We start from the raw sequence: 26,960 nt of genomic DNA, 5'->3' as shown, positions 1-26,960 counted from the left end.
CTCGACCACCAGAATGGCTCGGACTACTCGACCACCAGAGCGGGCTACAGGGGCTCCCGGGCGATGGGGCACGACATGCAGCGCGGGCCGCCGCGGCCCGTGCCCAGCTCCGACCCCGGGATCCGGATCACCTCGACCCCTGCCGCCTCGAGGCGCGCGTTGGTCTCGACGTTGCGCTCGTACGCCACCGCGAGCCGCGGCCCGATCGCGAGCGTGTTGTTGCCGTCGTCCCACTGCTCCCGCTCGGCCGTCACCGCATCGAGCCCGGTGTCGATCACCTTCAGCCGGTCGATCTGCAGCGCCTTGGCGGCCGCCTCGAGGAACGGCGCCGGCTCGTCGATGGACAGCTCGGTGCCGGACCCGGGCGTGACCGGGTAGGCCCGGAGGGTGTCGGCGACCGCGGGATACATGACGACCGCGTCGACGTCGACCATCGTCACGACGGTGTCGAGGTGCATCGTCGCGCGGTCCTGCGCGATCGGGACCGCAAGGACGGTCGTCGCGAGGTCGTGCGCGAAGCACTGCCGCGCGAGCCGCTCCAGGCCCGCCGGCGTCGTACGCTCCCCGACCCCCACCGCGATCACGCCCTCGCCGAGCAGGAGCACGTCGCCGCCCTCGAGGTGCTCGAGCCGTGGTCCGTGGATGCGCGGCACGTGGCAGAAGCGCGGGTGGTGCTCGTACACGAGCTGCGTCAGGTGCGACTCCCTCGCCCGCGCGGGCATCGCGAAGCTGGTCAGCGCGACCTCGTCCCGCAGCCACACGGACGAGTCGCGGGTGAAGAGCAGGTTCGGGAGCGGGTCGATGAGGAAGTCGTCCGGCTGGAGCAGGGCGGTCACCACGCTGCGTACGCCGTCGAGCTCGTCGTTGCGCAGCCCGGCGGTCAGCACGCCGGCGAGCTGCTCGGGGTCGTACGTCGCGAGCGCGGCGACCAGGTACTCCGACACGGAGTCGCCGAGCCGCAGGTCCGACGTCACGTCGGCGATCGCGGTCGCATGGGCGGCGGTGTTCTCGAGCGTCTCGACGAGGAGGTCGCGCAGGTAGAGCACCTCGACCCCGTGCTCCTCGAGCGCCCCCGCGAACACGTCGTGCTCCGCCTGCGCGCGACCGACCCACGGCAGCCCGTCGAAGAGCAGCGAGTCGTTGTTGCGGGGCGTGAGGCGCTTCAGCTCGGGGCCGGGCCGGTGCAGCATCACCGTACGAAGCCGCCCGACCTCGCTCGCGACGCCCGGCGGGTTGACGCTCTCGTCCATTCGTTCACCCTAGGCTTGTTCTCGTGGCCCTCGCAGTCTCGACCCTCGCGCTCGTGGTCGCGATCGCTGCGCTCGTCGCGGTCGTCGCGCTGGCCCGCCGGGCGCGACCCGGCTCCCGTCCCGGCGACCACCTCCCACGCGACACCGCTGCCCTGCGGCGGGAAGTCGCGGCGCTCGCGGATGCGCAGAAGCACACGTTCCGGCACATGGCGGTGGTCCGGTACGACGCGTTCGGCGACACCGGCGGCGCGCTGTCGTGGACGCTCGCGCTGGTCGACGACTCGGGCTCGGGCGTCGTGCTGACGTCGATCCACGGGCGCAACGAGACCCGGACCTACGCCAAGAGCGTCACCACGTGGTCGAGCGAGCAGACGCTGACGCCGGAGGAGGAGCGGGTGCTGTCCGAGGCACGCCCGCGCTAGCCCCGCCTGTGCAACATCTGATCGACGCAGCGATGCGCGCGGGCTGGTCGACTACCTCGAGCGAGCCGAGCTGGAGCTGGTGGAGGAGGCTATCGCGCTGTACCTCGGTCTCTGACCTCGCCGTCGCTCCCACCAGTCGCAGCCGAGCATGACCGCGCCCGCGAGCGCGAACCCCGCGATGATGTCGATGACATAGTGCTCCGCGTAGTAGACGAGCGCGAACGACATCGTCAGCGGATAGAGCAGCAGGAGCCACCGCCAGCCCGACCGCAGCCGCTGGATCCCGTAGAACGCGATCAGCGCCGCGAGTCCCGCGTGCAGCGACGGCATCGCGGCGACCGGGTTGCCGACGTTGGCGAGCGCGAGGTGGAACCCGCCGAGTCCGAAGGTGGCCCAGCCGCGTCCGGTGAGGCGTACGACCTCGTCGCTGAGGTAGCCGTCCTGCGAGGCCATCCACGGCGGCGCCATCGGGTAGAGGATGTAGATCACGAGCGCGCCGAAGCTGATCGCCAGGTAGCGCCGCATCCACATGACCCACTCCGTGCGGCTCATCATCCACAGCACCACGGCGATCGTGAGCCCCGCGACGAAGTGGGTGAAGTAGACGGTCGTGAGCCCGATGTCGTACCAGTGGGGCGGGGATGCCGACGAGCACGGCTGGTCGCACAGCCAGTCCTGCAGGTGCTTGGTCGGGGTCGTGCCGCCGCCGAGCCACTGGTCGAACCGGACCGGCTCGGTGAAGTGGACGGGCAGCGCGAACAGCTCGTCGGCGAGCCCGCGGCTGTAGAGGTAGACGAGCAGGAACGCGACCGGCCCCCACCAGTCGCGCAGGAACGACAGGTGCGTACGCCATCCGGCGCCGACGTTCCACGCGATCGTGAGGACCCAGAGCCACGCGACGATCTGGACGACGTCGGTCGGCAGTCCGACGAAGGTGAGCCACAGGACGAAGCCGCCGACGAACGCGACCATCGCGGCGACGCGTCCGCGCCGGGAGGTCAGCGGGTTGTCCTCCGGAGCAGCCGGCACGTCAGGGCGCACAGGGTCGCGAGTCGACTCGTCCACCAACGCCCCCTCGGATCCCGCACCTGCCTTCCACCGTAGGACGCCACGGTGTCATCCGCGACGCGATTAGCCGGCGACGACCCCGCGTACCCGATACTGGGCGCGTGCCGAAGCAACGCCGTACGACGTGGGAGTACCGCCAGTGGTCGCTCCTCGTCGAGGCGCGGCCTCCCCGCCCGCTCGGGCAGCAGCTGTACCTCCTGGGGATCGTCGGCGTGGTCGGCGCGCTGGGCCTGCTGTACGTCGTCGCCGGCGCGGGCGCCTTGATCGAGTACGGGCCAGACGCGCAGACCGGCGGCAAGTACGGGCCGCGGTCGGCGTGGATCACGCTCGGGGGCGGGATCGGGTTCTTCGCGCTCGTGGCGACGTTCCTGGTGATCTTCCTCCGCAAGCCGCCCGCCGACCGCGCGGTCATGCGGCTGCGCGCGGACGGGCTCACGGTGCTCACGTCGGGTCGCCGCGCGACACGTCCGGCGGCCGAGGTCACGGTGTCGTGGGACGACGTCGTCGACGTGGCGCTCGAAGAGGTGGACGGGCGCGAGCGGGTCGCCGTACGCGCGGTGGTCGACGGCGCGGAGAGGACGCTGCTGGTGGTCGACCTCGTGGAGGCGCGGACGGCCGCCGCGGTCGCGCAGCACTTCCTGCACCACCCGGCCGACCGCGCGGCGATCGGACGACGGCGCGGCGAGCGCAGGGTCCTCGCGGTCGTCGACGCGCTGCAGTCCGACGCGCAGCAGGACGACGCGCTGCAGTCCGACGCGCAGCAGGACGGTCCGGTCACGCCGGCTTCGGCGCCTCCACCGCCAGCTTGACCCCGACCAGTCCGAGCAGGCTGCCGCTGACCCGGCGCTGCCAGGCCATCCACGTCGGCCTGCGCGCGAGGAACGCGGCGATCGCTCCGGCGACCACGATGAGCGTCGCGTTCACGACGGCGCTGATGGTGATCTGGATGCTGCCGAGCACGAAGCCTTGCACCACCACGTCGTCGCGCGAGAGGTCCACGAACTGCGGGATCAGCGAGACGTACATGATGGCGGCCTTGGGGTTGAGCAGGTTCGTGGTGAGCCCCATCGTGAACAGCCGCCGGTGCGAGTCGCGTGGCAGGTCGCGAGCCTCGAACGCGGACAGGCCGCCCGGGCGCAGGATCCTCCAGGCGAGCCAGAAGAGGTACGCCGCTCCGGCGACCTTGAGCGCGACGTACAGCCACGGGACGACGACGAACACCGCCGCGAGCCCGATGTTGGCCATCACCATGTAGACCGCGAAGCCCACCGCCGTACCCGTCAACGACACCAGTCCCGCCGCCGGTCCTTGGCTGATGCTGCGGGAGACGAGGTAGAGCATGTTGGGCCCGGGCGTCAGCACCATGCCGAGCGCGACGAGGCTGATCCCGATGGCGGCGGTCGTGTCGATCATGCGGCTCCTCCCGAGCGGGCGCGACGGTGGCGATCCTCTCGAGGGTTTCAGAGCGTACGGCGCCGCGGCACCGGCATTCCGGCCAACCTCCGCAAACATTGCACCATCCGGTTCAGTGTGGGTATGGTGAACCACATGGTTCAACAAGCGCACCTCGATGCCGCGTTCTCGGCGGTCGCCGACCCGACGCGGAGGCAGATCCTCGTCCGGCTGGCCGAGGGACCGGCCGCGGTGAGCGAGCTGGCCGCTCCGTTCGGGATGTCCGTGACCGGCATGGCCAAGCACGTCCACGTGCTCGAGCAGGCCGGGCTGGTCGTGACCGAGAAGGTCGGCCGCGCACGGCAGTGCCGGCTCGGCGAGGAGCGCCTGGAGGACGCGATGGCCTGGATCAGCTTCTACCAGCGGCTCTGGGAGCGGCGCTTCGACGGGCTCGAGGCGTACTTCACGCTCCGGGGCGGCACCGAGACGAAGGGGGACGACGCATGAGCGAGAGCGAGAGCACGACCGAGGAAGGCCTGGCGATGCGGCTGGCCCGGCACCTGCCGGCGACGCCGGACGAGGTCTTCGACGCGTTCACCGACGCCGAGAAGCAGAAGGTCTGGTTCAGCATCCTCGACGAGGAGCCCGGCATCGTCGAGATCGAGGTCGACCTGCGCGTCGGCGGGACGCAGACGGCGGTGTGGGGGCCGGATCGGGACCACCTCTTCCGCGAGGTGCAGACGTTCCTCGAGATCGACCGGCCCCGCCGGCTCGTCATGGAGTCGGTCGGGTTCGACCCGACCGGGGAGTCGATGACGACGCGGGTCGAGATCACCTTCGAGGCCGACGCCGACGGCACACTGATGACCGTGGTGCAGTCGGGCTTCCCGACTCCCGAGGTCCGCGACTTCTTCACCGGCGAGGTCTGGGTCGGAGCCTGGGACCGCATCGAGGCGTTCCTGCGGACACCCGAGGCGCGGCTGCCGTGAGTCCCGTCGACGACTACGTCGCGAGCCTCCCCGCGGACGTACGCCCGCAGGTCGCGCCGTACCGGTCCGGCAAGGACAGCCTCCGGTTCCGCTACCGCGACCCCGTGCCGTACGACCTCATCGAGCGCGTCGCGGCCGCGCTCGGCCGACAGCACGCGTCGGAGGACTGAGGGCACGCGATACTGGTCGCCGTGTCGCGACGCAGCCAGGCCACGTGGGTCACCCGGTACGGCGTGCTGCTCGCGGAGACGCCTGCGCCGCGTCGGGTCCTGGCCGTCCTCGGGTACGCCGTGCCGGCGCTGGTCTTCGCCGCGCTGACGGTGCTCGTGCTCAGCCACGCGGGGCCGACGTTCTTCGCGGAGGGCCCGACGGCTCCGGTGCAGTCGCGCCGCGGCACCGTGCCCGCGTGGCTGCCGTTCGCCGTCGGGGTCCTCATGGCCGTCGTGCTCACGGGCGGGCTGATCGCGTCGGTGTTCGCGTCGCGACCGAAGGTCGTGCTCGTCCGGCTCGCCCCGGACACGCTGGCGCTGCTCACGGCGGGCTCCGTCGAGACCCTGCCCTGGTCAGCGGTCCGCGACGTCCGGGCGCAGCTCGTCGACGGGCGCGAGCGGATGGTCGTCGAGGGCGAGCCCGGGACGTTCGTGATGGCCGGCGACGCGGCGGCGTACCCGGTCGTGGCGGTCGTGCACCACTTCTGGCGCAACCCCGGCGACCGGGCGACGCTCGGTCGGCGCGGCGGGGACCGTACGACGGACCGCGTGCTCGCCGCGGTCGCGGACGCCGAGGTGGTGCGATGAGCGGCATGGACGTCGTGTTCGAGGGCCCGGTCGTCGAGTGGCGGGGACCGGCGCCGTACTACTTCCTCGCCATCCCCGAGGAGGAGAGCGACGACATCAAGTTCGCCGCGAAGGGCGTCGAGTACTGGGGTCAGGTGCCCGTGGTCGTGCGCATCAACGGCGTCGAGTTCACGACCGCCCTGTTCCCCAAGGACGGCCGCTACCTCCTCCCGCTGAAGGACGCCGTACGCCGGTCCGCGCGCATCGAGCTCGGCCAGATGCTGGCTGCGGAGCTCCGCGTCGGCCGAATCCGCTGACACCTCCCTCGGGTAGCGTCGAGCGGTCGGGATTTCACCGTTCGATGAAAGGACGCCCATGTCCATCGCCCCCCGCTTCCGCGTACCGATCGCCCTCGCCACGGTCCTCGCCGCCCTCGCAGCGACGTTCGCGTTCGCCACCGCCACGGCGCCCTCCGCCGAGGCCGCCTCGTGCTTCAAGACCACCCTCAAGGTCGGGAGCAAGGGCAGCTGCGTGAAGGCGCTCCAGAAGCGTCTCGGCGGACTCACCGCCGACGGCTCGTACGGCGCGGCCACGAAGAAGCGCGTGAAGGCGTTCCAGGCCGACACCGGCCTCTCGGCCGACGGCGTCGCCGGCCCCAAGACCTGGAAGAAGCTGCGCGCGTACGGCACGGCCCTGGGCTGGAAGTCCGGCGTCACCTTCTACCTGTGCAAGGTGAGCTCGACCCACCTGCGCTACTCGCTGTGGAACAACTCGGGCAAGGCAGCCGTCTGGAAGTTCAAGATCGGGACCAGCCTCTACTACTCCAACAGCGGCCTGAGCAACAACCGCATCACGAAGTACGGGAGCTTCCGCAACACCGCGAAGAGCGGGGACAGCAAGTACTTCTCGGTCTCGGTCGGGACGTACAACAGCTACAAGAAGACCACCAGCGTGCGCAACTACTCGCGCAGCTCGCTGCCGACCTGCATCTAGGTCACGTCGAAGACCGACCAGCAGATCTCGTTGCGGAGGCGCTGGTCGTCCAGGACGAGGTCGCGGATCGCGTCGGGGAGCCGGTCGCGCTGCCACTGGCACTCGACCCGCCCCGCGGCCTCGGCCTCGTCCGCAGGCGCAGCCGCACGCACCGCCTTGATCGCGTACGCGGCCGCGCCGAGCTCGTGCGCCGCGACGTGCGCGACCACTCCGGTCTGCCCGGCGGCGTACGCGGCATGGCGCGCCGCGCCCCGCAGGTCCCGTGCCGCACCCATCGCGTGACCGCCCGTGGCGCGCGCCTCGATCATCTTCAGCTCGCCCCGCGTCCACGCCCGAGCGCCCTCGATCGCCTGGCGTGGACGCGGGTCGTCGGGGCGGACCGCCTCGAACAGCGGGAGCACGTGCTCCGCGCACTCCGCGGCCCACAGGGCAAGGAGACGGTGGTCGTCGTCGGTGAGCGTGCCCCCGCGACGGATCGTGATGAAGCGGGGGTCACGCACCTTCGGCAGGATCACCGCCGTACCCCTCCCGTGGTCAGTTGGACGACTCCTCCCAACCCGCGGCCACGAAGCGCGCGGCGTCGGCCGGTCGCTGGCCATTGAACAGCACGCCGGCGTCGTCGACCGCGTGCACGCCGTCCACGTACACACCCCGCCCCCGAGACGGCGTGGTGCGCAGGCCGGTGTAGCTCCAGCGCACGTGCGTCGCGCCGGTCGGCAGCGCCGCGTCAGCCTTCAGCCACTGGCGTCCTTCGAAGCCGGAGAAAGTGCCCGTGCTGGACCAGCGGTAGCCGTCCGCCTGCAGGCCGAGCGGCACCGCCTGCCACGTCGTCCCACCGTCGGTCGAGGCCTCGAGCCGCCCGAGGTCGTAGTCGAGCTCGGTGTCGTACCAGAGCCGGAACGCCAGCCGCGCACCGTCGGCTGCCGGCCGCGAGAGCGGAGCGGCCAGCGTGTGCGTCGTCGCGGTCGGCCGACCGGCGAACCACGCCGTCTTGCCGACGGCCGGCTTCACCGGGATCGCGCGGCCGAGGTTGCGCGCGACGGACTGCCGGGCGCCGTTGTTCGAGCCCCACGCGCGGTTCGGGTGGACGCGGTTGGTGAGCAGCACGATGAACGAGTCCGACAGCGGGTCGATGACGAGCGAGGTGCCGGTGAAGCCGGTGTGCCCGAACGTCACGGGTGAGTCGACCGACGCCATGTAGAACGGCTGGTTGAGCTCGAATCCCAGGCCCCGGCGAGACGTGATCGCGGGCGGGATGCCGACGTTCTGGTCGGTGATCGCCTCCCGCATGATGTCCTCGGAGAGGATCTTCTCCTTGCCGTACTCCCCGCCGTTGAGCAGCATCTGGCAGAAGACGGCGAGGTCGCTCGCGGTCGAGAACAGGCCGGCGTGCCCGGCGACGCCGCCCAGCGACCAGGCGTTCTCGTCGTGGACCACGCCGTGGACCATGCCGCGGCCGATCGACGACATGTCCTCGGTGGCCGCGATCCGGTGACGCAGCGACGCCGGCGGGTTGAACATGGTGTCGGTCATGCCGAGCGGCTCGGTGATCCGGTCGGCGACGAGCCGGTCGAGCGTCTGACCGGTGACCCGCTCGGCGACCTTGCCCAGGGTGATCAGGCCGAGGTCGGAGTACACGTACGCCGCACCCGGCGGAGTCACCAGGGTCTGCGCGTACACGGCCGCGATCCGCGCCTCCGGGGTCGGGTACGCCGAGTAGAGGTTGACCCAGGACCGCAGGCCCGAGGTGTGCGTCAGCAGGTGCTTGATCGTGACCTCGCCCTTGCCGTTCTGGGCGAACTCAGGGATGTAGTGCGCGACCGGGGTGTCGAGGTCGACACGCCCCTGGTCCACGAGCTGCAGCGTCACGACGACGGTGAACAGCTTGGTCACGGACGCGAGGTCGAAGAGCGTGTCCTCGGTCATCGGGATCTGCTGGTCCTCGGGCAGCTCGGTGCCGTCGGCCTTCGCGTACCGCACGGCGTCGCCGATCGCGCCGTGCTCGACGACCACCCCGTCCTTGGCGACCAGCGCGACCGCGCCGGCATACATGGGGTAGTTCGGGTTCTCGGGCGTCGTGTTGAGGTACGTCGCCAGGTCCGGCATGATCCGGGCGATGTGCTCCGGGAGGAGCCCGACGTCCTCCGGGTCGCCGTCGCGCAGCGTGCGGTCCGGCGCGAACTTGACGTCCGCCCCGGTCACGGTCGGGGGTCCGGCTTGCTGGCCCTCCGACGGCTCGGCTCCGGCCGGTGAGGCGAGGGCGCCGACGACGACGGCCCCCGCAAGTGCAATGCCCCAGGTCGTACGTCGCATGACGCTCCTCCTCCTACTGCCGGCCACCTCGTACGTGGTGGTAGATGAGGTACTGCTTGCGCTTCCGCCGGAACTCGGCCAGGTCCTCCTGCCAGCCGGCGACGATCTCGTCGACGTCCCCGCCGGCGTCGATGACGAGCCGCGCACGGTCCGTCCCGGTGAGCTTGTCGAGCCAGAACGACGTCACGTCCTGGCTGCGCCAGCGGTACTCGGGGAACTCCTGACGCTGCGTGACGATCATGGCGAGACCCGTCTTGATCGCGTCGAACGCGTCGCGGTCCTCGACGTACACCTGGACGCCGCCGCAGACCTTGTTGACCTGCTTGGAGATCGTCGGGGTGAAGTACGCCTCGCGGAAGCGCACGCCGGGCAGCTCCCGCTCGTTGAGCGCCTCCGCCCAGCGGTGGTCGATGTTGGGCGCGCCGATCAGCTCGAACGGCCGGGTCGTCCCGCGCCCCTCCGACAGGGCCGTCGCCTCGAACAGCGCCGTACCGGGGTAGACCGTCGCGGTGTCCACGGTCGGCATGTTGGGCGACGGCAGCACCCAGGGGAGCCCGGTCTCGTCGAACCACATGTCGCGGAACCAGTTGCGCATCGGTACGACGGTGAGGTCGACCTGCTTGCCGATCGCGGGCGGGAGGAACTCGCCGTTGAACAGCTGCGCCAGCTCGCCGACCGTCATGCCGTGCTGCTGGCTGATCGGCTTCAGGCCGACGAACGTCGAGTGCTCCGGGTGCAGCACCGGGCCCTCGGCGTCGATCCCGGTGATCGGGTTGGGTCGGTCGAGGACGACGAACCGGAGATCCAGCTCGGCGGCCGCCTCCATGGCGAGGTACATCGTCCAGATGTAGGTGTAGAAGCGCGCCCCGACGTCCTGGATGTCGAACACGACGGTGTCGATGCCGGCCTCGGCGAACTGCTCGGACATCCGGGCGGCGTCGTTGTACGCGTTGTAGACCGGCAGGCCGGTCTTGGCGTCGATGAAGAACGCCTGGCCCTGGCCGGCCTGGGAGACACCACGGAACCCGTGCTCGGGACCGAACACCGCCACGATGTCGACGTCCGGGCTGGCCGCGAGCACGTCGACCTCGTGGGTGAGGTCGCGCAGGATGCCGGTCGGGTTGGAGATCATCCCGACGCGCTGGCCGCGCAGCTCCTGGTAGCCCGACGCGGCGAGCGTCTCGAAGCCGGTGCGGACCTGCGGGCCCACTCCGTTGCTTCCGGGGCCGCCGGCGGCGCTGGTAGCCGCGGCGGCGGCGGTCTTGCCGCCGAGGATCGGCACGCTCGCCACACCGAGCATGCCTGCGAGAACATCCCTACGTCGCATGGTTTCTCCCCTGGTCAGGTGGGTGATGAGAAAACGGTTTTCACAGCGATGAGTCAGGGCGTAACAAATTTACATCTGGCCGCGAACGTAGTAGGCGGTTGTCCTGCGGGTCAAGAGATGTCGAGGATTCAGCATCGGCTCCGCTCTCCTGACGAACGCACCCGAACGAGAGGACGAGGACATGAGTGAGCTTCTGGGAATCGCACGGTTCGACTTCCGCGACGGCGACGTCGCCGAGTTCAAGCGGCTTTCGGAGGAGGCCATGGAGATCGTCCGGGAGAAGGAGCCCGGGACCCTCGAGTACAGCGTCTACTTCAACGCCGACGAGACCGAGGCGATCGTCATCGAGCGCTACCGCGACTCCGAGGCGCTCCTCCAGCACGCGAAGAACCTCGACCACCTCATGGAGCCGGTCATCGCGACCGGCTCGGTGCACGGCGAGCTCCTCGGGGATCCGAGCCCGGAGCTCCGGGCGAACTTCAGCGAGGACGGCCCCGTCCAGCTCCTCACCCCCTGGCTCTCGTTGGTCGAGTAGCCCGAGCCGCTAGGCGAGGGCGTATCGAGACCCCGCCACCCGCTATCGTCCGGCCATGGATCCGACGGTCGTCGTCGCGGGCATGGGCTTCGCGACGTCCCTCGTGAGCGTCTGGCTGACCGGACGATCGCAGCACCGGACCGACCGCGAGGGGCGCATCCTCGAGGCCCGGCTCCGCGTGTACGCCGAGTGCTACGACTCGCTCTTCGACTACTCGCGTGCGACGTACGACCGGGTGAAGGCCCGTCTCGAGGACCGGCCGGAGTCGGAGCGCGACGTGATCCGCCAGGAGGCCTACCGCTGCAATGCCCGAGCCCGCTCGGCCATCGGCCAGGCGTACATCCTCACCGGCGACAGCGACCTCGAGAAGGCGCTGTCGGGAGCGCGTCGGACGATCGGCCGGTTCAACGGCGCCGCGGACGGTGAGGAGCTGAAGCAACTTCAGGACGAGGTGTACGACGGCCTGAAGGCCGCGCTCGAGATGGCGCGCCGCCACCTCGCGAACCGCCGGTCGAGGACGCTGCTGGTCGAGTAGGTCCGAGCCGCTAGGCGAGGACCGTATCGAGACCCGGTGACCGACGCGCCTCCGGGCGGCGGTGCGCGAGCGGTGTGATGATGAGCTGTCGCTGACCACAACGACGCGGACGAGCCCGAGGGGGCGCGATGTTCAACTTCTGGACCGTGGTCTACCTGATCGTCGTCGGCCTCATCGCGGGCTACCTCGCCCGGCTGCTGGTCAAGGGCTCCGACCCGATGGCGTGGTGGCAGACGATGCTGCTCGGCATCGTGGGCTCGTTCATCGGCGGCTTCGGGGGCTATCTCCTGTTCGGCTGGGACGAGGACGAGGGCTTCTTCCAACCGAGCGGGCTGATCTTCTCGATCCTCGGCGCGGTCGTCGCGCTGCTCCTCTGGCGGCTCATCCGCCCGCGGACGTCGGGCCCGCGGCACGCGGCGAGCTGAGCAGACGATCGAGGCTCCGCCGTACGCAGCCGGGGTCCTCGAGCCAGCAGAAGTGGCCGTCGCCCGGCAGCACGTCCACCGGCGCTCCGAGGATCTCGGCCGTGTCGGTGCTCGCCGTCAACGGCATCGGATCCCGCTCGCCGTGCACGAACCTGGTCGGCACCGTGCAGCCCCGGAGCCTCTCGGCGAGCCTCGGCATCTCGGCCCGGATCGACGCCCACGTCTCGGCGCTCGGGGCGTGGCCCGTCTGCGGGATGGGTTGCGCCGCCTCGAGCGAGGAGAAGTAGGCGGGCCAGGCGAGGTCCAACGACTCCTGGACCTCGGCGGGCGTCAGGGCCCGGGCCTCCGCGAGCGCGTCCAGCTCCCGCAGTCGTGCCGTGACCCTCGTCGGGAGCCGGCGGTCCACCTCGGCGTCGAGCTCGGCCAGCCCGCCGTCACCGACCGCCCCTAACGGGTCCACCACGAGCGCCGCGCCGACCCGGGCCGGTGCAGCCGCGAGCAGGTGGAGGAGCAGGTGCCCGCCCCACGAGTGCCCGATGACCGCCGGCGCCTTCCAGCCGAGCGTGTCGAAGACGTCGAGCGCGTCGTCGCGCAGGGTCGGCACGTCGTACGGTCCGTCCAGGGTCGACGGTGCGACCCCGCGCTGCTGGAACGACGCGACGCGGTATCCGCCCAGCTCCGGCAGCAGGCTCTCCATGTAGTCGGACATGCCCGGGCCACCGTGCAGGAGCACCACCTCGGGGCCGGACCCGGCGACCCAGCCCGCGAGGCCCCTGGAGCTGACGAACTCCGCCCTCACGGCGGCAACGCTAGTCCCGTCGCGTCTCGAACTGCGACCCCGCTGACTCTTCCCCTGGGAGTCGGGGTTAGGTTAACCTCAGCAAACTTAGGGTGGGCTTGGCTAAACGGGAGTGGACCGTGATCGTCTGTCAGTGCAAGGTCGTCAGCGACCAAGCGGTTGATGCCGCCGTGGCCGCCGGCGCGCGCACCGTCGGCGCGGTCTGCCGAGCCACCGGAGCCGCGCAGGACTGCGGGGCCTGCATCTTCAGCGTGAAGGCGCTGGTGTGCCGGCACGAGCGGGACGAGTACGAGCTCCTGGAGGCCGACGGCGCGGCGAGCTGACTCCTGAATCTCATGGCCCATCCGGCTTTCCGGATGGTCTCAGGTGTGCCAGCATCGACGTCACAGTCGTCGCACACCGGAGGTGGACGGTGCAGCCCAAGAGCCCACGGATCGTCGAGCTGCTGAACGACGCGCTGACCTTCGAGCTGACGGTCACCAACACGTACTTCCTTCACGCCCGCATGCTCGACAACTGGGGCTTCGGCAAGCTGGGCAAGGTCTTCTACGACCTGTCCATCGACGAGATGAAGGACGCGGACGACCTGATCAACCGCATCCTGCTCTTCGACGGCCACCCCAACGTCCAGCGGCTGAACGCGATCACCGTCGGCGAGACCGCCGAGGAGATGCTGCGGCTCGCCTTCGACAGCGAGAAGGCCGCGGTCGCGCAGTTCAACGCCGGCGCGCAGGAGTGCCACGACCTCGGTGACCACGGCACCGCCAACGTCTTCGAAGAGATGGTGCGCGACGAGGAGCAGCACGCCGACTGGTTCGAGAGCCAGCTCGACGCGATCGAGCGGATCGGGATCCAGCAGTACCTCGCGCAGCAGGTGCCCTCTGGCGAAGGGCCCTCCGCTGGCTGAGCCGTACGGCGCGGCCCTCGCGGATAACCTTTAACGGCTGGCCCGTTCATTAAAGGATGGACCCTTTTCCTTTAACGGGGCTTGCCCGTATCGAAGGATTCGCTTGACCGTCGAAGGCACTGCCGCGCCACGACCACGACCACGACCACGACTGACCATGACTATCGGAAATCCTCGCGCTTGCGTTAGTATTTCCTAAAGGTGGTGGTCGCATGGAGATCGTCGTCGCCGAGGCGGCGGAACGCCTCGACGTGAGCCCGTCACGTGTGCGCCAGATGCTGATCGCCGGCGACCTCGTGGGCCGTCGCGTCGGTCGTGACTGGCTGGTGTCGGCCGAGGACGTGGCGCGAGTGCAGGGGCATCGCCGGCGCGCTGGACGTCCCCTCGGGCCGCTGCGTGCCTGGGGCCTCCTCGATCTTCTCGAGGACGGCGGGGCTCCGTGGCTGTCGTACTCGGCGCGCAGCCAGGTCCGCGGATACATGTCCCGGCTGAGCGATGTCGACGCGGATCAGTGGCGAAGCATCCTGCGAGGTCGCAGCCAGGTCGTCCGCGCGGTCGCCCACCCGGCCGCCGTGCCACGCCTCCTCGCCCGGCCGGACGTCCACCCGGCAGGGCCGGACGTGGCAGCTCGCCGCGCGTTCGATCTCGTCGCTCTGGAGAGCGACGTCGTCGAGGTCTACGTCGCCGAGGACGCGTGGCCGGTCGTGCAGCGCGCGCTGGCCCTCAGAGACGCCGGCGCGCTCGAACCTCCCAACCTGATCGTCCGCGTCCCGCAGCGGGTGTGGCCGTTCGGGTCAGATGCCGACATCTCGGACGCAGCACTCGCGGCCGACCTGCTCGAGGCGCCCGAACCGCGAGCCGTCAGAGCGGGGCAGCTGCGCCTGGACGAGCTCCTGAGGGAGTGGCAGAGCGCATGAGCATCGTCATCGAGCTTCCCCCGATGCCCGCTCCGATCGACGAGCTGTGGCGCGTACTCCTCGATCTCCACGACCGGATCCGCGTGCCGTGGGCGCTGGTCGGAGGACAGATGGTGCTGCTCCATGCGCTGGAGCACGGTCAGACTCCGCCGCAGATCAGCCAGGACGGTGACGTCGTGGCGGACATCCGCGCCGACCCTGACGCGCTGACGGACGTCGTCGCGGCGCTTCAGAGCCTGCAGTTCCAGATGGCCGCCCCGAGCACCGACGGTCTGGCCCATCGATACATCCGTCCCGCCGAGCCACGCCCGGTCGTCATCGACGTCCTCGCGCCAGAGGGGCTCGGGCCGCGGGCGAACCTGACGACGACTCCTCCGGGACGGACAGTGGAGATGCCCGGCGGCACCCAGGCCCTGGCCCGCACCGAGATCGTGACGGTCGTCCACGAGGGTCGGCAGGGACGCGTGCCTCGACCGACGATCCTTGCGGCGATCATCGGGAAGGCAGCAGCCGTCACCCTGCCAGACCCTCAACGTCACTACCGCGACCTCGCGCTCCTGTGCTCCCTCGTCGAGGACCCCTTCACGCTCGCCGACGAGCTGACGAAGAAGGACCGTCAACGACTTCTCCGAGCCACGGCCCTTCTCGACGACACGCACGCCGCGTGGGCCCTCGTGCCGGTCGAGGTGAGGTCGCGGGGTCAGATCGCGTTCGGCATCCTGACCGGCTGACCGCGTCGCGCCGCCGTCAGCCCGGCTCGGGCCCAAGCTCGTCGAGGACGTGGCCGGCCTCGTCCGTGACCACCCACCGGCCGAAGCCCTCGGGATGCTGACGAGCCATCTCCTCCATCGCCGCGTCCTCGGGATCGACCGGCAGCTCGGGCGTCGCGGACGGGACGAGCTCGTACGTGCCGTACACGCAGTAGTGCAGACCGAGCGGCGCCTCGGTCACCATCCGCTTCACGTCGTTCGCGGCGTCGCCGAAGTCGCCCCAGATGGTGCCGGCGAAGTCGCTCCACTCGTCGGCGGTCATCACGATCTCGACCTGCCGTACGAGGCCGTCCTCGTCCTCGTACGACAGCTCGATCCGGCCGGGCGCGACCTCGGCCGCGTTGCCCCAGTGGTTGAGGGAGGCGAGCAGTCGCTCCCAGAGACGGTCGTCGTTCATCCGCCCAGCCTCGTGACGCAGGGGGGGAGGGAGCGAGAGGTTTTCGACCCACGTCGCTCGCTCGACCGCGGGCGCCTACGGCAGCACCGCCAGCCCGTCGATCCGCACCGGCTTCCCCTTCGTCACCGCCTTGACCGTGATCGGACCCGAGAACGCGCGCCGTGGGAGCACGACCACCTGGCGGTGACGCGTCGAGGTGGCGCCGAGGCTCACCCGCGCGATGCGCCGCGACCCCACCAGCACGTCGACCGTCCCGCAGCCCTTGCACCGCGTGACGACCAGCGCGATCGCCCCACCGCGCGTCGCGCCGGTCTTCAGGGAGGCGCCCTTGCGGGTCGTCGTGGAGATCGTGCGCTGGAGGTACGCCGCGCCCTTGGTCCGCTTCCACCCGGCCGACGCCTTCAGGGCACGGTCGTCGTACGGGGCGCTCGTGCACACCTGCGGGCTCCACCCCGACACGTTGCCCGCGCGGTCACGCGACCGCGTCGAGAAGCACGCCGCCGTCCCGGCCGCCACGGCACGCGTGAGCGTCGTCGTCCGCGACGCCGCCCAGCCCTTCGGCACGGACCAGCCGGACGTCGCTCCCGAACGGGCGACCGTACGGACGCGGGTGTCGTACGACGCCACCCCGGACCCGACGTCGGATCCCGTGAGCCGTACGACGGCCCGACCGTCGAGCGTCACGGCCGCGCCGCGGGTGGCCTTGGCGGCGGGTGCGCGCTTGTCGACGCGCAGCCCGCGTACGGGTCCGGCCGTGGCGCAGTTGCCAGCCTTGTCGCAGACGCGCCGTGTGCTGGTCGCCGCATTCGCGTTCGCGGTCCCTGCGGGCACGGAGGTCCGCAGCACGAACGCAGCGTCGGCGACGTTCGCGAGGCCGCTCCCGCCGTCGGTCGCCGTGCACGAGACGGCGGCGTCGACGCGGGACCACGCCGTCGATGGTGTCGCGCACCGGACCACCGGCGCCGCGTCGTCCGCGACCACGCCCTCGCCCCGCAGCGGGACGGACACGTCGCCGCTGGACGCCGGCACCACGAGGGTCGCCGTACGCGCACCGGGCGCGCTCGGCGTGAACGTCACCGAGACCTCGGCGGACTCGCCCGCCGCGAGCGTACGCGGCAGCGACCCGGCCTCGACCGCGAAGTCCGCCGCAGCCGCGCCCTCGATCCGCGGCGCCTCGACGTCGACCGGCCCGGACGCCCGGTTCGTCAGCGTCACTGTCTCCGCGCCGGAGCTGCTCCCCACCCGGACCAGCCCGACGTCGACGCTGCCCGGGTCGGCTCCGAGACCCGCCGTCCGTGCCCCGACCCCCGGCCGCGCGACGAACAGGCGCACCTCCCCGCGATACTCCCCGCTCCCGACGATCGACCCGTCGTCGGCGATGTCCGTCGCGTCGTGCAGCAGCCCCCAGTCCTGTCCCGGCGCGAGCAGCGACTCCAGGCTCCGTGCCTTGCCGTTCGCGTACAGGAACGCCCGCAGGTCCTGTGTCCGCCCGACGAAGTCGCCGTACGCGTTCACCGACTCGGCCCGCCCCGGGCTCTCCTCGATCGTGGTGCGGACGTTGCCCTGCATGCGCAGCGGACGGGCCATCAGCTGACCGGCGACCGCACCGGTGGACCCGACTGCGAGCGCCAGCGACGCATCACCGTCGGGCATGCCCATCGAGTCGATCACGCCGTTCTCCCAGCGGACCGCGTTCTCGCGCCCGTACCGGGAGATCGAGTACCCGACGATCAGCCCGTCGTCGTTGATCGCCGTCGCGACACCGCCCGCTCCCGGATGGGTGGGGGCGAGGTCCGCGAGGTGCGTGACCGTGCCGTCGATCCAGGTCGCGGCCTTGTTGTACGAACGGCCGACGACGGTGCCGGCGTCGTTGATCCCCGAGGCGACGAAGTTGTCCGGCAGCCGCACGGACGTCCCGTCACGCCACAGGTACGACACGTTGCCGATCCAGTACACGACCTCGCCGTGCGCGTTGACCGCGGCGACGTTGAGGGTGTCCGACGCCATCGGGAGCGTCGTCGTACGGCCCGCGTGGTCGAGCGTGATCCGACGCGTCCCCGCGGCATCGCGGTGCAGCATCGCGAGCGTCTCGCCGTCGCGGACCGCGCCGACGACGTCCTTCGGCAGCGGCTCCAGCGTGTAGAGGAGCTTCGCCCGCACTGCCGCGGACGCGAGGTCGTCCTCGAGCGGATCGGCGTTGTCCGGCACTGAGTCCCGGTCGTCCTCGCCGGCGGCGACCACCTCGGCCTCCACGTCGAGGGCCACCTCGGCTCGCGTCGCGCGTACGGCGAGGTCGAGCGTCGCGGACGAGCGCTTGGCCAGCGAGGGGATCGTCCAGGTGCCGGACCCCGCGTCGTACGACCCCAGGCTCGGCGTCGTCGAGACGACCGCCAGGCCCTCGGGCACGCGCACCTCGATCGCGAGGTCCGTCGCGGGGAGCGGGAAGGAGTTCGACGCGGTCACGCGGACCGTCGCGGGCGACCCGATCGGCGGCTCCTCTGTCGGCGGCGTCACGGTGACCGACACGTCGCGATCCTTGATGTCGTCCACGCAGGCGTCCCCGATGCCGTCGGCGTCCTCGTCCTTCTGCGCGGGATCAGCCTTGAGCACGCACACGTCGGTCGCGTTCGGGACGCCGTCGTTGTCGCTGTCGGAGCGCGACGACAGCGCCGCCGCGTCCTCCACATCCTGGCCGGCGCGCTCGGCACCCGCGCGAGCGGCGACCGCAGCCGGCACGCCTTCGGTCCGGTATCCGCTCGAGCTGCGCAGGTCGTACCGGATGTTCGCCCAGTCGTCGTGACCCTCGAGCGGGTTCGACCCGATGGTCAGGCAGTCGGTGCCGCCGCGCCCATCGGACGCGATGCCGGCCCCGATCCCCGTCTGCGCCGCGCCCCCGACCTGGTTCCAGTCGATGGCCCAGACCGGCGACCCGCTGCGCCAGACGCACTCGCCCTTGCCGGCGTCGTACCAGCTGAAGGCGGTGGCCGACCAGCGCTTGGAGATCTCGGCCTTCGTCGCGGCCGGCTCGTTCGCCGCGATCCCGGCGGCCTCGTCGAGGCTGTTCTCGTACAGGGTCGAGAGCTTCCACCGCGAGTAGTCGAGCGGGCGGTCGGGCGTCGAGCCGAGGAGCTGGAACGTGTAGTTCATGACGCTGAGGTAGTTCGGCTTGTTCTGCACGTCGTCGCTACCGCCGTGCTGCAGCCCCATCGCGTGCCCGAGCTCGTGCATGAACGTGCCGGCCTCGACCTCGCTCTTGCACCACTCGAGCGTGACGCAGCGGCTGAGCGTGCCGCCGGCCTTCTCGATGACGTCGTCGTCCCAGCTGCCGAGGCTGATCAGGATGTCCTGGCCGCCGAGGTCCGCGACGCCGGAGGTCCTGGGGGCCTCGTCGAAGCGGTGGGTGAACAGCGTGTAGCGGTAGATCAGCCGCTTCGCCCCGAGCACCGCATGGCAGCGCGGGCTCGAGCGGTCGGCCTTGGTCCCGAACGCGCCGTCGCAGAGGTCGTCCGGCTTGCCGTCCTTGAGGTCCCAGTAGTCGTCGTCGTCGCCCGACCCGCGACCCAGCACCTTGATGTCACCGCTGTGCTCCACGGCGTCGTCCGAGCGGGCCGAGGACCCCGGCGAGAGGTGCAGGGCGATGCCGCCGCCGGGCGCGAACTCGTACGCCTTGACGACCCGCTCGAGCGCCTGCTCGGACGGACGGTCGTCGTGGAGCGCGCCCTTCATGTAGTCGACGTCCACGTAGACGTCGGGCTTGGTCGGGTCGGCGTTGTACGGCGCGGCGTTGAGCGGGAGGTCGACGACCTTGTCGCCGTCGTAGTCGATGCCGCTCGTCTCCCAGCTGTCGCAGATCGCGTCGCCGTCGTCGTCGAGCGTGCCGTCGCCGTCGGTGTCGAGACAGACCATCGAGACCTCCGACGTCGAGCCGTCGGCGCCCGTCGCGGTCGCCGAGTAGGTGACGTTCTTGGTCTGGTCGCCGGCCAGCTCGAGGACGAAGAGCGCACCGGACGCGGTCGGGTGGAGGGTCGCCCTGCCGAGCCACTCCTTCGCGGTGCCGAAGCCGCTGACCGGCCCGGGGCCCGCGGCCTTGTAGACGTCGACGACGGCGCCCTTCGGGTCCGGGGTGCTGAGGACGCCGGTGACGAACGTCTTGGTCTTGACGTTGTCGTACGACGCAGAGACGCCGACCGGGAAGTTGAGCAGGCCGTTGGGGCCGGTGTCGGCATCGGCGGCGTCGTTCGGGGTCGGGTCGGCGGGGCCGAGGTCGATCGGGATGCCGACGTTCTTGTCGATCACGTTGCCGCGGACCGTGACGGCGGTCGTCGCGTCGTCGCCCTCGATCGCGACGCCGGCTCCTGCGTTGGCGCTGATGGTGTTGCACGCCGCGGTGCAGCTGCCGGCGGTGATCGTGTCGGTGGGCTTGAACCCGATCGTCACCTTGGACGCGCCTCCGTCGACCTTGATGCCCTGGTTGCGGTTGGGCGCGTTGCCGCCGCCGGGGAGGACGCCGATGGTGTTCGCGGCGACGGTGACGTTCGAAGCACCTCGTACGAGGATGCCGTTGCTGTTGGCGACCACGAGGTTGCCGTGGCCCGGGGTGCCGACGTCGTGGCCCATGCCCTTCTCGACCCAGATGCCGACGCCCTGGTTGCGGACGGCGCCGGTCTTGGCGAGGTTGGCGCCGACGGTGTTGTCGGTGACGGTGCTCGCGGCGACGCCGTGCGCGACCACGATGCCGTCGCCGTCGTTGCCGGAGACGAGGTTGCTGCGGACCTCCCCGTACGCGCCCGAGGTCGGCGCGGCCGCGTCGGCGGTGAGCTTGATGCCGGCGTTCTTGTTCGGCACCGCCCAGACGCCCGTGCCGTCGGTGCCGGCCTTGTTGCCGATGACCTCGAGCGGATTGCCCGCCTGGCCCCCGACCGCGAAGATGCCGCCGCCGTCGTTGCCGGACACGACGTTGGTGCGGACGGACGACCGCCGGTCGTGGACGAGGAGGATGCCGACGCCCTTGTTGCCGATCCGGGTCGTGGTCGCGCCCTTCGCGAGGCCGACGGTGTTGCCACTGATGTCGTTGTAGCTGCTGTCGCCCGTACGGATGCCGTCGCGCCCGTTGCCGGAGACGGTGTTGCCGGTGATCTTCGCGTACGCCGGTGGGGCGCTGAAGTCGCTCGGCCCCGAGATGCGGATCCCGTCGGAGGTGTTGCCGATCGCCGCGGTGCCGGCCGCGTTCGTGCCGACCAGGTTGTCGGCGATCACGTGGGGGTCCGAGCCCGCGATGCCGCTCGCCCAGATGCCGGTCTCGCCGTTGCCGGAGATGACGTTGCCCTGGATGGTCGTCTTGGCAGCGGTGATCGCGGCGATGCCCTGGTGCCCGTTGGCGAGCTTGCCCGTCCCGGCCGCGTTGACGCCGATGCGGTTGCGCGAGATGACGGTGCCCTTGGCCGCGCCCGCAACCTCGATGCCGTGGGTGACGTTGCCGGAGACGACGTTGCCGTCGGCGTCGGTGGTGCCGCCGATGCGGGTGTCGAGGGCGCCGGAGAGGAGGCTGATGCCGAGGAGGTTCGCGACGGTCGCGGTCCCCGCGGCGTTGGTGCCGATGCGGTTGCCGGCGATCTGGTTGTCCTTCGCGGCGGCGCCGCTGACGGTGATGCCGGCCTGGGCGTTGCCGGAGATCACGTTGGGGCTGGTGGACATGCCGATGACGTTGTCGGGGGACTTGTCGATCACGATCCCGAAGGTGTTGCCTCGCCCGACCGTCCCGTCCGGGGCCAGCCCGACGTAGTTGCCGGTGACGAGGTTGCCGCCCGGGCCGGAGATGAAGATCGCGACGTCGAACTTGCTGAAGACCAGGCCGGAGACCGAGCTCGTGCCGGCGGCGAGACGCAGGCCGTCGCCGTTCACGCCGACGGTGTCACCGGCCAGGTGCACGATCGGGGTGCTGCCGGCGCCGGGCTGGCTGAACCCGTCGATCGTCACCGGCTCGGTGATCTGGGGGAGCTCGGAGGTCGGCGAGATCGTCACGGGGCCGGAGCCGATGGCGAAGCGGATCGTGTCCGCTCCGCCGCCGGCGTTGGCCTCCTGGATCGCGGCGCGCAGGGTGCAGACCGCTCCGGTCGCTGCGCTCGTACGGCACTGGCCGTCGCCTGGAGTCGCGTCGGCGTAGTCAGCGGCGGACGTGACGACGTACGGGCTCGCCGCGGCGGCCGGCGCCGTTGTTGCCGCGAGTGTGCCGGCGACGACAGCGGTCGTGGTGGCGAGCATGAGCGCAGCCGTGCGCGCAGCGCGAAGCATCCTGGTGTTCCCCCGTGTGTGTGATCCGCCGAGTACGGATTGGAGCCCAGCCCTTCCCCCGAGGGGCTGGGCGTTGGACGACCGTACGAGAGCGTGGGTTCAGCGGGGGGTGAGTTTGTGGCAGGCCTGAACTACTCGCCGGCGATGGGCGCCTATCGTCGGCATATCGAAAACCGCATACGCGCTGGCAACACCCTGTCTCGTGAACTGATGGCATGTGTCGAAACCAGTCACGAGCAACACCGGTACGGCGCACGCGGCCGGCTGTCCTCGCTGCCTTGTTCGCCGCCGCAGCGATGCTCGTGGGGCTTGCCGGTTGCAGTACGAGCTCCGCTGCGCCGTCGCCCTCGTCGGAATCGCCGAGCGTGGTCGAGCGCCTTCGCGCGAACGTGCCCGGGGCGGTGCCCGCGCGACGTTCGGCCCGCGCGAACGGCCTCGCGGACGGCCAGGTCCCTGACGGCACCACGGTCTTCGCCGACATCCCTGCGGTGGTGAACCTCAACGCAAAACTGCTCGCCTCCCTGCGCAGGGCCGCAACCGACGCCGCGGACGTGGGAGTCGAGCTCGAGCTCAACAGCGGGTGGCGCTCGTCGGGCTACCAAGAGCGGCTGTTCAAGGAAGCAGTTGCGACGTACGGGTCGGATGCCGACGCCGCACGATGGGTCGCTCGCCCCGGCACCTCAGTTCACGAAGCCGGGAAGGCGGTCGACATCGGGCCGTCGTCGGCAGCAGCATGGCTCGCCGAGCACGGTGCGTCGTTCGGGTTGTGCCAGGTGTATGACAACGAGCCGTGGCACTTCGAGCGCCGGGGCAGCGCCGCCGTTGACGGGTGCCCGACGACGTACGCCGACCCGACCGACGACCCGAGGATGCAGCAGTGAGCGACCCGACGCCGCTGCCTGCGCCCGGGCACGGCGTGATCATCAACGGCCCCGGCCCGCACGACTGGATCAATCGGTACGAGACCGCCGGCCTGGTTGCGCTGGCGGCGCTGCCCCTTGCGGCGCTGATCGTGGGGGCGCTCGCGTGGTGGCGGACCCGCGCGGGGATCACCACGCGGACGGCCTGGCGTGCGTCGGTGGCCGAGGTCGGCCTCGTCTGCGGAACTCTGCCGTGGGTGTGGCTCACTCTATTGCCGGCCAGCAAGGAGAGAACCGATCACGGGAGCCTGAGCCTAGTGCCGCTGCGTGACCTCGTCAGCATGCCGCCGTACCAAGTCGTCGGGAACCTCCTCGTGCTCGCGGCGCTCGGCTACTTCGGGCCGCTGCGGTTCGCGCGGCTGGCATCGCTCCCACGCGTCCTCGTTCTGGCGGCGGCGTGCTCGGTGCTCATCGAGACCACGCAGTACGCGCTGCACGTGGGACGGGTGTCGTCCGTCGACGACGTCCTGCTCAACACGGCCGGTGCCGGGCTCGCCGCGCTCGCGTCGCGCCGGTGGTGGCGCGGATCGCGGCGACCGGCCGCTGCGGCCGGCGGGGATCAAGCGCTCGAAAATCGACGATTGCCTACAACTCCGCCGCCTCCGGGATGAGAATGGTGACTCGGGCGCGAACCACTCCTGCGTCGTCCTTCGCCCAGATGCGCGCAGTGCCCGTGACAAGGAAGCCACCGCGTGCAACCGCGGCGAGGGGATCGGCGTAGTCCTGAGCGAGGGTCGCGGGCAGGTGCCCGACCTGATGCCCGTCGATGGCGACAGCGACTGCGTTGCGGTCGTGCGGGTTCCACGGCTCGGGGACGAGCACACACAATGCGTCGTTGATCTCCATGCCTGCGCTCGGGATCGGAATCCCACGCCGCGAGTTTGTGGGGTGGACGCACCGGACGACGGTCATTCGCGGCGGACGACGCGCCCATGGGAGTGCATTGGACCGGGTCAGGCGCCGCAGCGACCGCTGCGAGAGCGACAGGTTACGCGGATCCCCCTGCCTCTTCGCGCACCCACCGATCGAACAGAAGCGCGTTCTCCCGTTGGCTTGGCATAGCTTCTCGCAGCGCATGCTCGAGACACTCGTCGAGTTCGGCGCTCAGGCCGCCGTCCATGAGTAGGAGTGCCTCCGCGCGGGCGAAGAAGGCGCCCAGATTCGAGCGCTTCATGTCCCCGAGACTTCCCGACCGGACCTGCCCGAGCATGGCGCCTGGCTCAAGCAGGCTGTCAAGTAGAGGCCAGCCCTTCGTTTCGAGCTGGTCAATCATGTCCTCAGCGGCCGCCACAGCCGAGTCGGCGTCTGTGACCTCCCACCAACGGTCGCTTCCTTCCGGCGTGCCTGTCGGGTGGAGCCGATCACGGTAGAGGCCCAAGGACTCGGTGACATTCTTCGGCATTGAGTCGCCGAGAAGTTGCCTGTTCCAGCGGAGCCAGGGCTCGGGCGCCACTGCCACGTTGATGATGCAGGGGAGGCGGTCGGCTGAACTCCAAGACGACGACTGCAGGTTAACGATCCCCCAGTCGCCGTCGGCATTCTGCTTGCGCCAAGTCGGTGCCGAGCCCTTGAACCCATGCCGGCGTGCGCTGGGTCCGAGCCGGTCTCGAAGGGCCGCCTTGAGCAGCATCTGAACAGTCACGGAGTGCAGCCTCCCATCACCGGCAATGGGCGTGCCCGCATATCTGCAACTGTGCCACTGGAGATCGCGTTCATACGCGGCGGAGTGACGCGCCTCAAGATGGGGCGGTGATGGATTCGGGACGGAGCGACGCCAACCAATTGGCCAGGCGCGAGCCCCCGTGAGCAGCGGCACTACTTAGACTCGGCGGCGATGACTCAAACGTGGTGGCGCGAGGCGCTCGAACAAGAAGGCTTCGCTGTCGTCGACGGCCACGACGAACTCGAAGAGATCAGCAAGTCGCTCGGGCGAAGCAGTCCCGTCGAAGTTCTAACGGCTCGAGCGTCAGGCATGGGCTGGTCACATTCCGACGTATACGGTTACCAACAGTTTCCTTGGCACACAGATGGCGCCGTTTCGCTCGATCCACCGAGATGGTTCGTGCTTACAGCAATCGCAGTCCGGGAAGACACGAGGACGGAAGTCCTGCGGCCAGGCCCCGCCTTGATGAAGAAACTGCGTAGCGCGACTCTACAAGTCCGTGATCGCCGCGGCGCAGTCCGATACCTTCCCGCAGCCGTGAGGGAAGCGCATGGGCACCGTCTGAGGTGGGACCCTCGCATCGCTCTACCTACTCGAAGCGCGCTCCTTGCCGACGTAGAGAACACCGCAGCCACCGCTCACATCAGTTGGACCCCTGGGCGCAGTGCGATCATCGACAACCACCAGATGCTTCACCGGCGTCCGCAAGTGACAGCCGGGATCGAACGAACTCTTACTCGCTACTACATCCAGGACAACTGACATGTGGGACTACGACAGCATGCTTGGCAAAGCGCAGGTCTACTTCGAGCGGGCAGCGAAGCACCCAAGTGTCGACGACGACGAGCTCGCCCTCTGGATGGTGCTGGGGCTGGAGTTCCTCCTGCGCGCACCCTTGGCGAAGGTGCACCCCAGCATGCTCGCTGCTCTCGACGGTGACGCGATTCTTCATGCCAATGGCATCCCGATATCCAAGGATCCCAAGTCAGTGCCCACTCACACTGTCTTGGCACGACTCCGACAGGTTGTCAGCGGCTTCGATCCCGATCGGGAGAAGGACGCCACCTTCCTCATCAACATGCGCAACGCCGAGCTCCACACGGGCGACGCTGCACTCGCAAATGTGCCGACCAGCGCTTGGCTACCTCGATTCCTTCGTGTTGCGGACGTTTTATGCGAACACCTAGGCATTGAGGTTGCCGACCTCATCACCGAGGAGATCGAAACCCAAGGCCAAGCGCTCGTCGACGAACAGGACGCAAAGACAAAGCATGTCGTCGACGAGAAGATCAAGAACGGCAAGCACATCATGGTCAACCTCAAACCCGCCGAGATTCAACAGCGGACTCCTTCCGCGCTGAACCTGTTCCCGTGGACAGATGACGAGGAGCAGGTCAACTGCCCAGCTTGCAGCACAAAAATCTCCTTGACTGTCGAGCAAGTGAGATCTGGATCCGAGCAAATCGATGGTGACTCGGTCACCCGAGAGACGATCTGGATCGCCACTGATCTCAGTTGCCCGGTGTGCGGGCTACACCTCGAGGACACCGCCGAGATCGCCGCCGCTGGAATCGAACAGCAGTACATTCGCACCACCAGCGAAGATCTCGAAGATCGCTACGCCCAGGTCGATGACTACATCGACTACGACTACGGCAACGACTGACGAACACCCCGCCCGGATCATTCTTCTTTTCTGCCATTGGTGCCCGACCGACGCGGGGTCCGCACGTGAGGGCCACTGGTTGTGCAAGTTGAGCGGGTCGCTGGTGGCGCGGGTGCTGCATTCTGGGCGGCGTGCGGCGGAAGCTATACGCCTGCGACGTAGGCGGTGAGGAAGTGGACGCCGTGGCGGTCGAGGTTTCCTCGGGCACGGTCGTAGTGTTCGGTGGTTCGCGGGTCGGCGTGCCGGGCGAGGATCTGGGCGTCCCGCAGCGGGACGCCAGCGTCGAGGGCGTTGGTGATGGCGGCGTGGCGCAGCGAGTGAGGGCTGATATGTCGGGGGATCGTAGCGGCCCGGGCGATGCGCTGGACCATCCGATACACGTCACGTCGATCAACCGGCTTGCCGGTGAGCGGACGCAGCACGAGGGGACCGGCGCTCCGCTCGCCTCGGCATGCCTCGACTCGTAGAACCGGGACTGTGACAGGCATGGTGGCGGGCTTTGCCCTTGCCGACTAGGCGCAGGACGCGGTGGCCGCGCAGCGTCTCGGCGTAGTCCTCGATCCGGACCGCCGCCGCCTCCGAGGCTCGCAGAGCGTTGATGCCGA

Annotated in this window: 30 protein-coding genes; 18 read left to right on the top strand and 12 right to left on the bottom strand. The window is 69.9% G+C overall.

What is annotated here, in order from left to right; all coding sequences use genetic code 11:
- Positions 1–44 precede the first annotated feature (44 nt).
- On the bottom strand, positions 45–1,250 hold the full coding sequence (locus ACQSSQ_RS17605; RefSeq protein ID WP_431328417.1) for an arginine deiminase: 1,206 nt from the start codon (positions 1,248–1,250) through the stop codon (positions 45–47).
- 23 nt (positions 1,251–1,273) lie between these two features.
- On the opposite strand from ACQSSQ_RS17605, the gene ACQSSQ_RS17600 reads away from it, so the two are divergent.
- Positions 1,274–1,672: a DUF4446 family protein gene (locus tag ACQSSQ_RS17600; protein ID WP_431328416.1), complete on the top strand. Its 399-nt coding sequence runs from the start codon at positions 1,274–1,276 to the stop codon at positions 1,670–1,672.
- Between the two features lie 51 nt (positions 1,673–1,723).
- On the opposite strand, the gene ACQSSQ_RS17595 is transcribed toward ACQSSQ_RS17600, so the two are convergent.
- Positions 1,724–2,737 (bottom strand): phosphatase PAP2 family protein, encoded by a 1,014-nt coding sequence (locus ACQSSQ_RS17595; protein WP_431328415.1) that lies wholly within the window; start codon positions 2,735–2,737, stop codon positions 1,724–1,726.
- A gap of 104 nt (positions 2,738–2,841) precedes the next feature.
- Between ACQSSQ_RS17595 and ACQSSQ_RS17590 the strand changes: the two genes are divergently transcribed.
- Positions 2,842–3,549 carry a hypothetical protein gene (locus ACQSSQ_RS17590; protein WP_431328414.1) on the top strand — a complete coding sequence of 236 codons (708 nt, stop codon included), beginning with the start codon at positions 2,842–2,844 and terminating at the stop codon, positions 3,547–3,549.
- On the opposite strand, the gene ACQSSQ_RS17585 is transcribed toward ACQSSQ_RS17590, so the two are convergent.
- Positions 3,515–4,153 (bottom strand): LysE family translocator, encoded by a 639-nt coding sequence (locus ACQSSQ_RS17585; RefSeq protein ID WP_431328413.1) that lies wholly within the window; start codon positions 4,151–4,153, stop codon positions 3,515–3,517. The genes ACQSSQ_RS17590 and ACQSSQ_RS17585 overlap by 35 nt on opposite strands.
- A 135-nt stretch (positions 4,154–4,288) precedes the next feature.
- Here ACQSSQ_RS17585 and ACQSSQ_RS17580 point away from each other — a divergent pair, with 135 nt between their 5' ends.
- The 6 genes from ACQSSQ_RS17580 to ACQSSQ_RS17555 are packed head-to-tail and all read left to right on the top strand — an operon-like array spanning position 4,289 to position 6,890.
- A complete protein-coding gene (locus tag ACQSSQ_RS17580; protein ID WP_431328412.1) occupies positions 4,289–4,639 on the top strand; it encodes an ArsR/SmtB family transcription factor in 351 nt (116 codons plus the stop codon).
- On the top strand, positions 4,636–5,121 hold the full coding sequence (locus ACQSSQ_RS17575; protein ID WP_431328411.1) for an SRPBCC family protein: 486 nt from the start codon (positions 4,636–4,638) through the stop codon (positions 5,119–5,121). Before ACQSSQ_RS17580 ends, ACQSSQ_RS17575 begins: the two co-directional genes overlap by 4 nt.
- Positions 5,118–5,291 carry a hypothetical protein gene (locus ACQSSQ_RS17570; protein ID WP_431328410.1) on the top strand — a complete coding sequence of 58 codons (174 nt, stop codon included), beginning with the start codon at positions 5,118–5,120 and terminating at the stop codon, positions 5,289–5,291. Before ACQSSQ_RS17575 ends, ACQSSQ_RS17570 begins: the two co-directional genes overlap by 4 nt.
- Positions 5,292–5,312: 21 nt before the next feature.
- Positions 5,313–5,918, top strand: a complete 606-nt coding sequence (locus ACQSSQ_RS17565) for a hypothetical protein (protein WP_431328409.1) — start codon at positions 5,313–5,315, stop codon at positions 5,916–5,918.
- On the top strand, positions 5,915–6,214 hold the full coding sequence (locus ACQSSQ_RS17560; protein WP_431328408.1) for a DUF1905 domain-containing protein: 300 nt from the start codon (positions 5,915–5,917) through the stop codon (positions 6,212–6,214). The genes ACQSSQ_RS17565 and ACQSSQ_RS17560 overlap by 4 nt, the downstream gene beginning before the upstream one ends.
- A 58-nt stretch (positions 6,215–6,272) precedes the next feature.
- On the top strand, positions 6,273–6,890 hold the full coding sequence (locus ACQSSQ_RS17555) for a peptidoglycan-binding domain-containing protein (RefSeq protein ID WP_431328407.1): 618 nt from the start codon (positions 6,273–6,275) through the stop codon (positions 6,888–6,890).
- Here the strand turns inward: ACQSSQ_RS17555 and ACQSSQ_RS17550 are convergent.
- Genes ACQSSQ_RS17550 through ACQSSQ_RS17540 form a run of 3 tightly spaced genes read right to left on the bottom strand, consistent with a single transcriptional unit; the run spans position 6,887 to position 10,530 of the window.
- Positions 6,887–7,405, bottom strand: coding sequence for a putative immunity protein (locus ACQSSQ_RS17550; RefSeq protein WP_431328406.1), 519 nt, complete (start codon positions 7,403–7,405; stop codon positions 6,887–6,889). The genes ACQSSQ_RS17555 and ACQSSQ_RS17550 overlap by 4 nt on opposite strands.
- Before the next feature lie 19 nt (positions 7,406–7,424).
- Positions 7,425–9,203, bottom strand: coding sequence for a serine hydrolase domain-containing protein (locus ACQSSQ_RS17545; RefSeq protein ID WP_431328405.1), 1,779 nt, complete (start codon positions 9,201–9,203; stop codon positions 7,425–7,427).
- Positions 9,204–9,216: 13 nt separating this feature from the next.
- Positions 9,217–10,530: an exo-beta-N-acetylmuramidase NamZ family protein gene (locus tag ACQSSQ_RS17540; protein WP_431328404.1), complete on the bottom strand. Its 1,314-nt coding sequence runs from the start codon at positions 10,528–10,530 to the stop codon at positions 9,217–9,219.
- 181 nt (positions 10,531–10,711) lie between these two features.
- Here ACQSSQ_RS17540 and ACQSSQ_RS17535 point away from each other — a divergent pair, with 181 nt between their 5' ends.
- From ACQSSQ_RS17535 to ACQSSQ_RS17525, 3 genes are all read left to right on the top strand, one after another.
- On the top strand, positions 10,712–11,065 hold the full coding sequence (locus ACQSSQ_RS17535) for a putative quinol monooxygenase (protein WP_431328403.1): 354 nt from the start codon (positions 10,712–10,714) through the stop codon (positions 11,063–11,065).
- A gap of 55 nt (positions 11,066–11,120) precedes the next feature.
- Positions 11,121–11,600, top strand: a complete 480-nt coding sequence (locus ACQSSQ_RS17530) for a hypothetical protein (RefSeq protein ID WP_431328402.1) — start codon at positions 11,121–11,123, stop codon at positions 11,598–11,600.
- A 128-nt stretch (positions 11,601–11,728) separates the two neighbouring features.
- Positions 11,729–12,025 carry a GlsB/YeaQ/YmgE family stress response membrane protein gene (locus ACQSSQ_RS17525; RefSeq protein ID WP_431328401.1) on the top strand — a complete coding sequence of 99 codons (297 nt, stop codon included), beginning with the start codon at positions 11,729–11,731 and terminating at the stop codon, positions 12,023–12,025.
- Here the strand turns inward: ACQSSQ_RS17525 and ACQSSQ_RS17520 are convergent.
- Positions 11,982–12,824: an alpha/beta fold hydrolase gene (locus ACQSSQ_RS17520; RefSeq protein WP_431328400.1), complete on the bottom strand. Its 843-nt coding sequence runs from the start codon at positions 12,822–12,824 to the stop codon at positions 11,982–11,984. The genes ACQSSQ_RS17525 and ACQSSQ_RS17520 overlap by 44 nt on opposite strands.
- A 119-nt stretch (positions 12,825–12,943) precedes the next feature.
- Between ACQSSQ_RS17520 and ACQSSQ_RS17515 the strand changes: the two genes are divergently transcribed.
- The 4 genes from ACQSSQ_RS17515 (at position 12,944) to ACQSSQ_RS17500 (ending at position 15,379) form a co-directional block, all read left to right on the top strand.
- Entirely contained in the window at positions 12,944–13,147 is a 204-nt protein-coding gene (locus ACQSSQ_RS17515; RefSeq protein ID WP_149768189.1) for a (2Fe-2S)-binding protein, read from the top strand.
- 89 nt (positions 13,148–13,236) lie between these two features.
- On the top strand, positions 13,237–13,731 hold the full coding sequence (gene bfr / locus ACQSSQ_RS17510; protein ID WP_431328399.1) for a bacterioferritin: 495 nt from the start codon (positions 13,237–13,239) through the stop codon (positions 13,729–13,731).
- 212 nt (positions 13,732–13,943) lie between these two features.
- On the top strand, positions 13,944–14,648 hold the full coding sequence (locus tag ACQSSQ_RS17505; RefSeq protein WP_431328398.1) for a helix-turn-helix domain-containing protein: 705 nt from the start codon (positions 13,944–13,946) through the stop codon (positions 14,646–14,648).
- Positions 14,645–15,379 carry a hypothetical protein gene (locus ACQSSQ_RS17500; RefSeq protein ID WP_431328397.1) on the top strand — a complete coding sequence of 245 codons (735 nt, stop codon included), beginning with the start codon at positions 14,645–14,647 and terminating at the stop codon, positions 15,377–15,379. Before ACQSSQ_RS17505 ends, ACQSSQ_RS17500 begins: the two co-directional genes overlap by 4 nt.
- A 16-nt stretch (positions 15,380–15,395) precedes the next feature.
- Here the strand turns inward: ACQSSQ_RS17500 and ACQSSQ_RS17495 are convergent, their stop codons facing one another.
- The gene (locus ACQSSQ_RS17495; RefSeq protein WP_431328396.1) at positions 15,396–15,815 is read right to left on the bottom strand and encodes a hypothetical protein; all 420 of its coding nucleotides are present in this window, start codon (positions 15,813–15,815) and stop codon (positions 15,396–15,398) included.
- A gap of 75 nt (positions 15,816–15,890) precedes the next feature.
- A complete protein-coding gene (locus ACQSSQ_RS17490) occupies positions 15,891–22,106 on the bottom strand; it encodes a choice-of-anchor D domain-containing protein (RefSeq protein ID WP_431328395.1) in 6,216 nt (2,071 codons plus the stop codon).
- 401 nt (positions 22,107–22,507) lie between these two features.
- Between ACQSSQ_RS17490 and ACQSSQ_RS17485 the strand changes: the two genes are divergently transcribed.
- Positions 22,508–22,987, top strand: a complete 480-nt coding sequence (locus ACQSSQ_RS17485) for a M15 family metallopeptidase (protein ID WP_431328394.1) — start codon at positions 22,508–22,510, stop codon at positions 22,985–22,987.
- Positions 22,984–23,637, top strand: coding sequence for a VanZ family protein (locus tag ACQSSQ_RS17480; protein ID WP_431328393.1), 654 nt, complete (start codon positions 22,984–22,986; stop codon positions 23,635–23,637). The genes ACQSSQ_RS17485 and ACQSSQ_RS17480 overlap by 4 nt, the downstream gene beginning before the upstream one ends.
- Here ACQSSQ_RS17480 and ACQSSQ_RS17475 read toward each other — a convergent pair.
- Positions 23,612–23,872 carry an HIRAN domain-containing protein gene (locus ACQSSQ_RS17475; protein ID WP_431328392.1) on the bottom strand — a complete coding sequence of 87 codons (261 nt, stop codon included), beginning with the start codon at positions 23,870–23,872 and terminating at the stop codon, positions 23,612–23,614. The genes ACQSSQ_RS17480 and ACQSSQ_RS17475 overlap by 26 nt on opposite strands.
- Positions 23,873–24,014: 142 nt before the next feature.
- Positions 24,015–24,668, bottom strand: a complete 654-nt coding sequence (locus tag ACQSSQ_RS17470) for a DUF4304 domain-containing protein (RefSeq protein WP_431328391.1) — start codon at positions 24,666–24,668, stop codon at positions 24,015–24,017.
- A 784-nt stretch (positions 24,669–25,452) separates the two neighbouring features.
- Between ACQSSQ_RS17470 and ACQSSQ_RS17465 the strand changes: the two genes are divergently transcribed.
- On the top strand, positions 25,453–26,355 hold the full coding sequence (locus tag ACQSSQ_RS17465) for a hypothetical protein (RefSeq protein ID WP_431328390.1): 903 nt from the start codon (positions 25,453–25,455) through the stop codon (positions 26,353–26,355).
- A 143-nt stretch (positions 26,356–26,498) separates the two neighbouring features.
- Here ACQSSQ_RS17465 and ACQSSQ_RS17460 read toward each other — a convergent pair whose 3' ends face one another.
- Positions 26,499–26,843, bottom strand: a complete 345-nt coding sequence (locus tag ACQSSQ_RS17460) for a tyrosine-type recombinase/integrase (protein WP_431328389.1) — start codon at positions 26,841–26,843, stop codon at positions 26,499–26,501.
- Positions 26,844–26,960: the final 117 nt, after the last annotated feature.

It is taken from the genome of Mumia spirodelae (assembly GCF_050632745.1).
Taxonomy (GTDB): Bacteria; Actinomycetota; Actinomycetes; order Propionibacteriales; family Nocardioidaceae; genus Mumia.
This window is presented reverse-complemented; position numbering and strand designations above follow the sequence as displayed.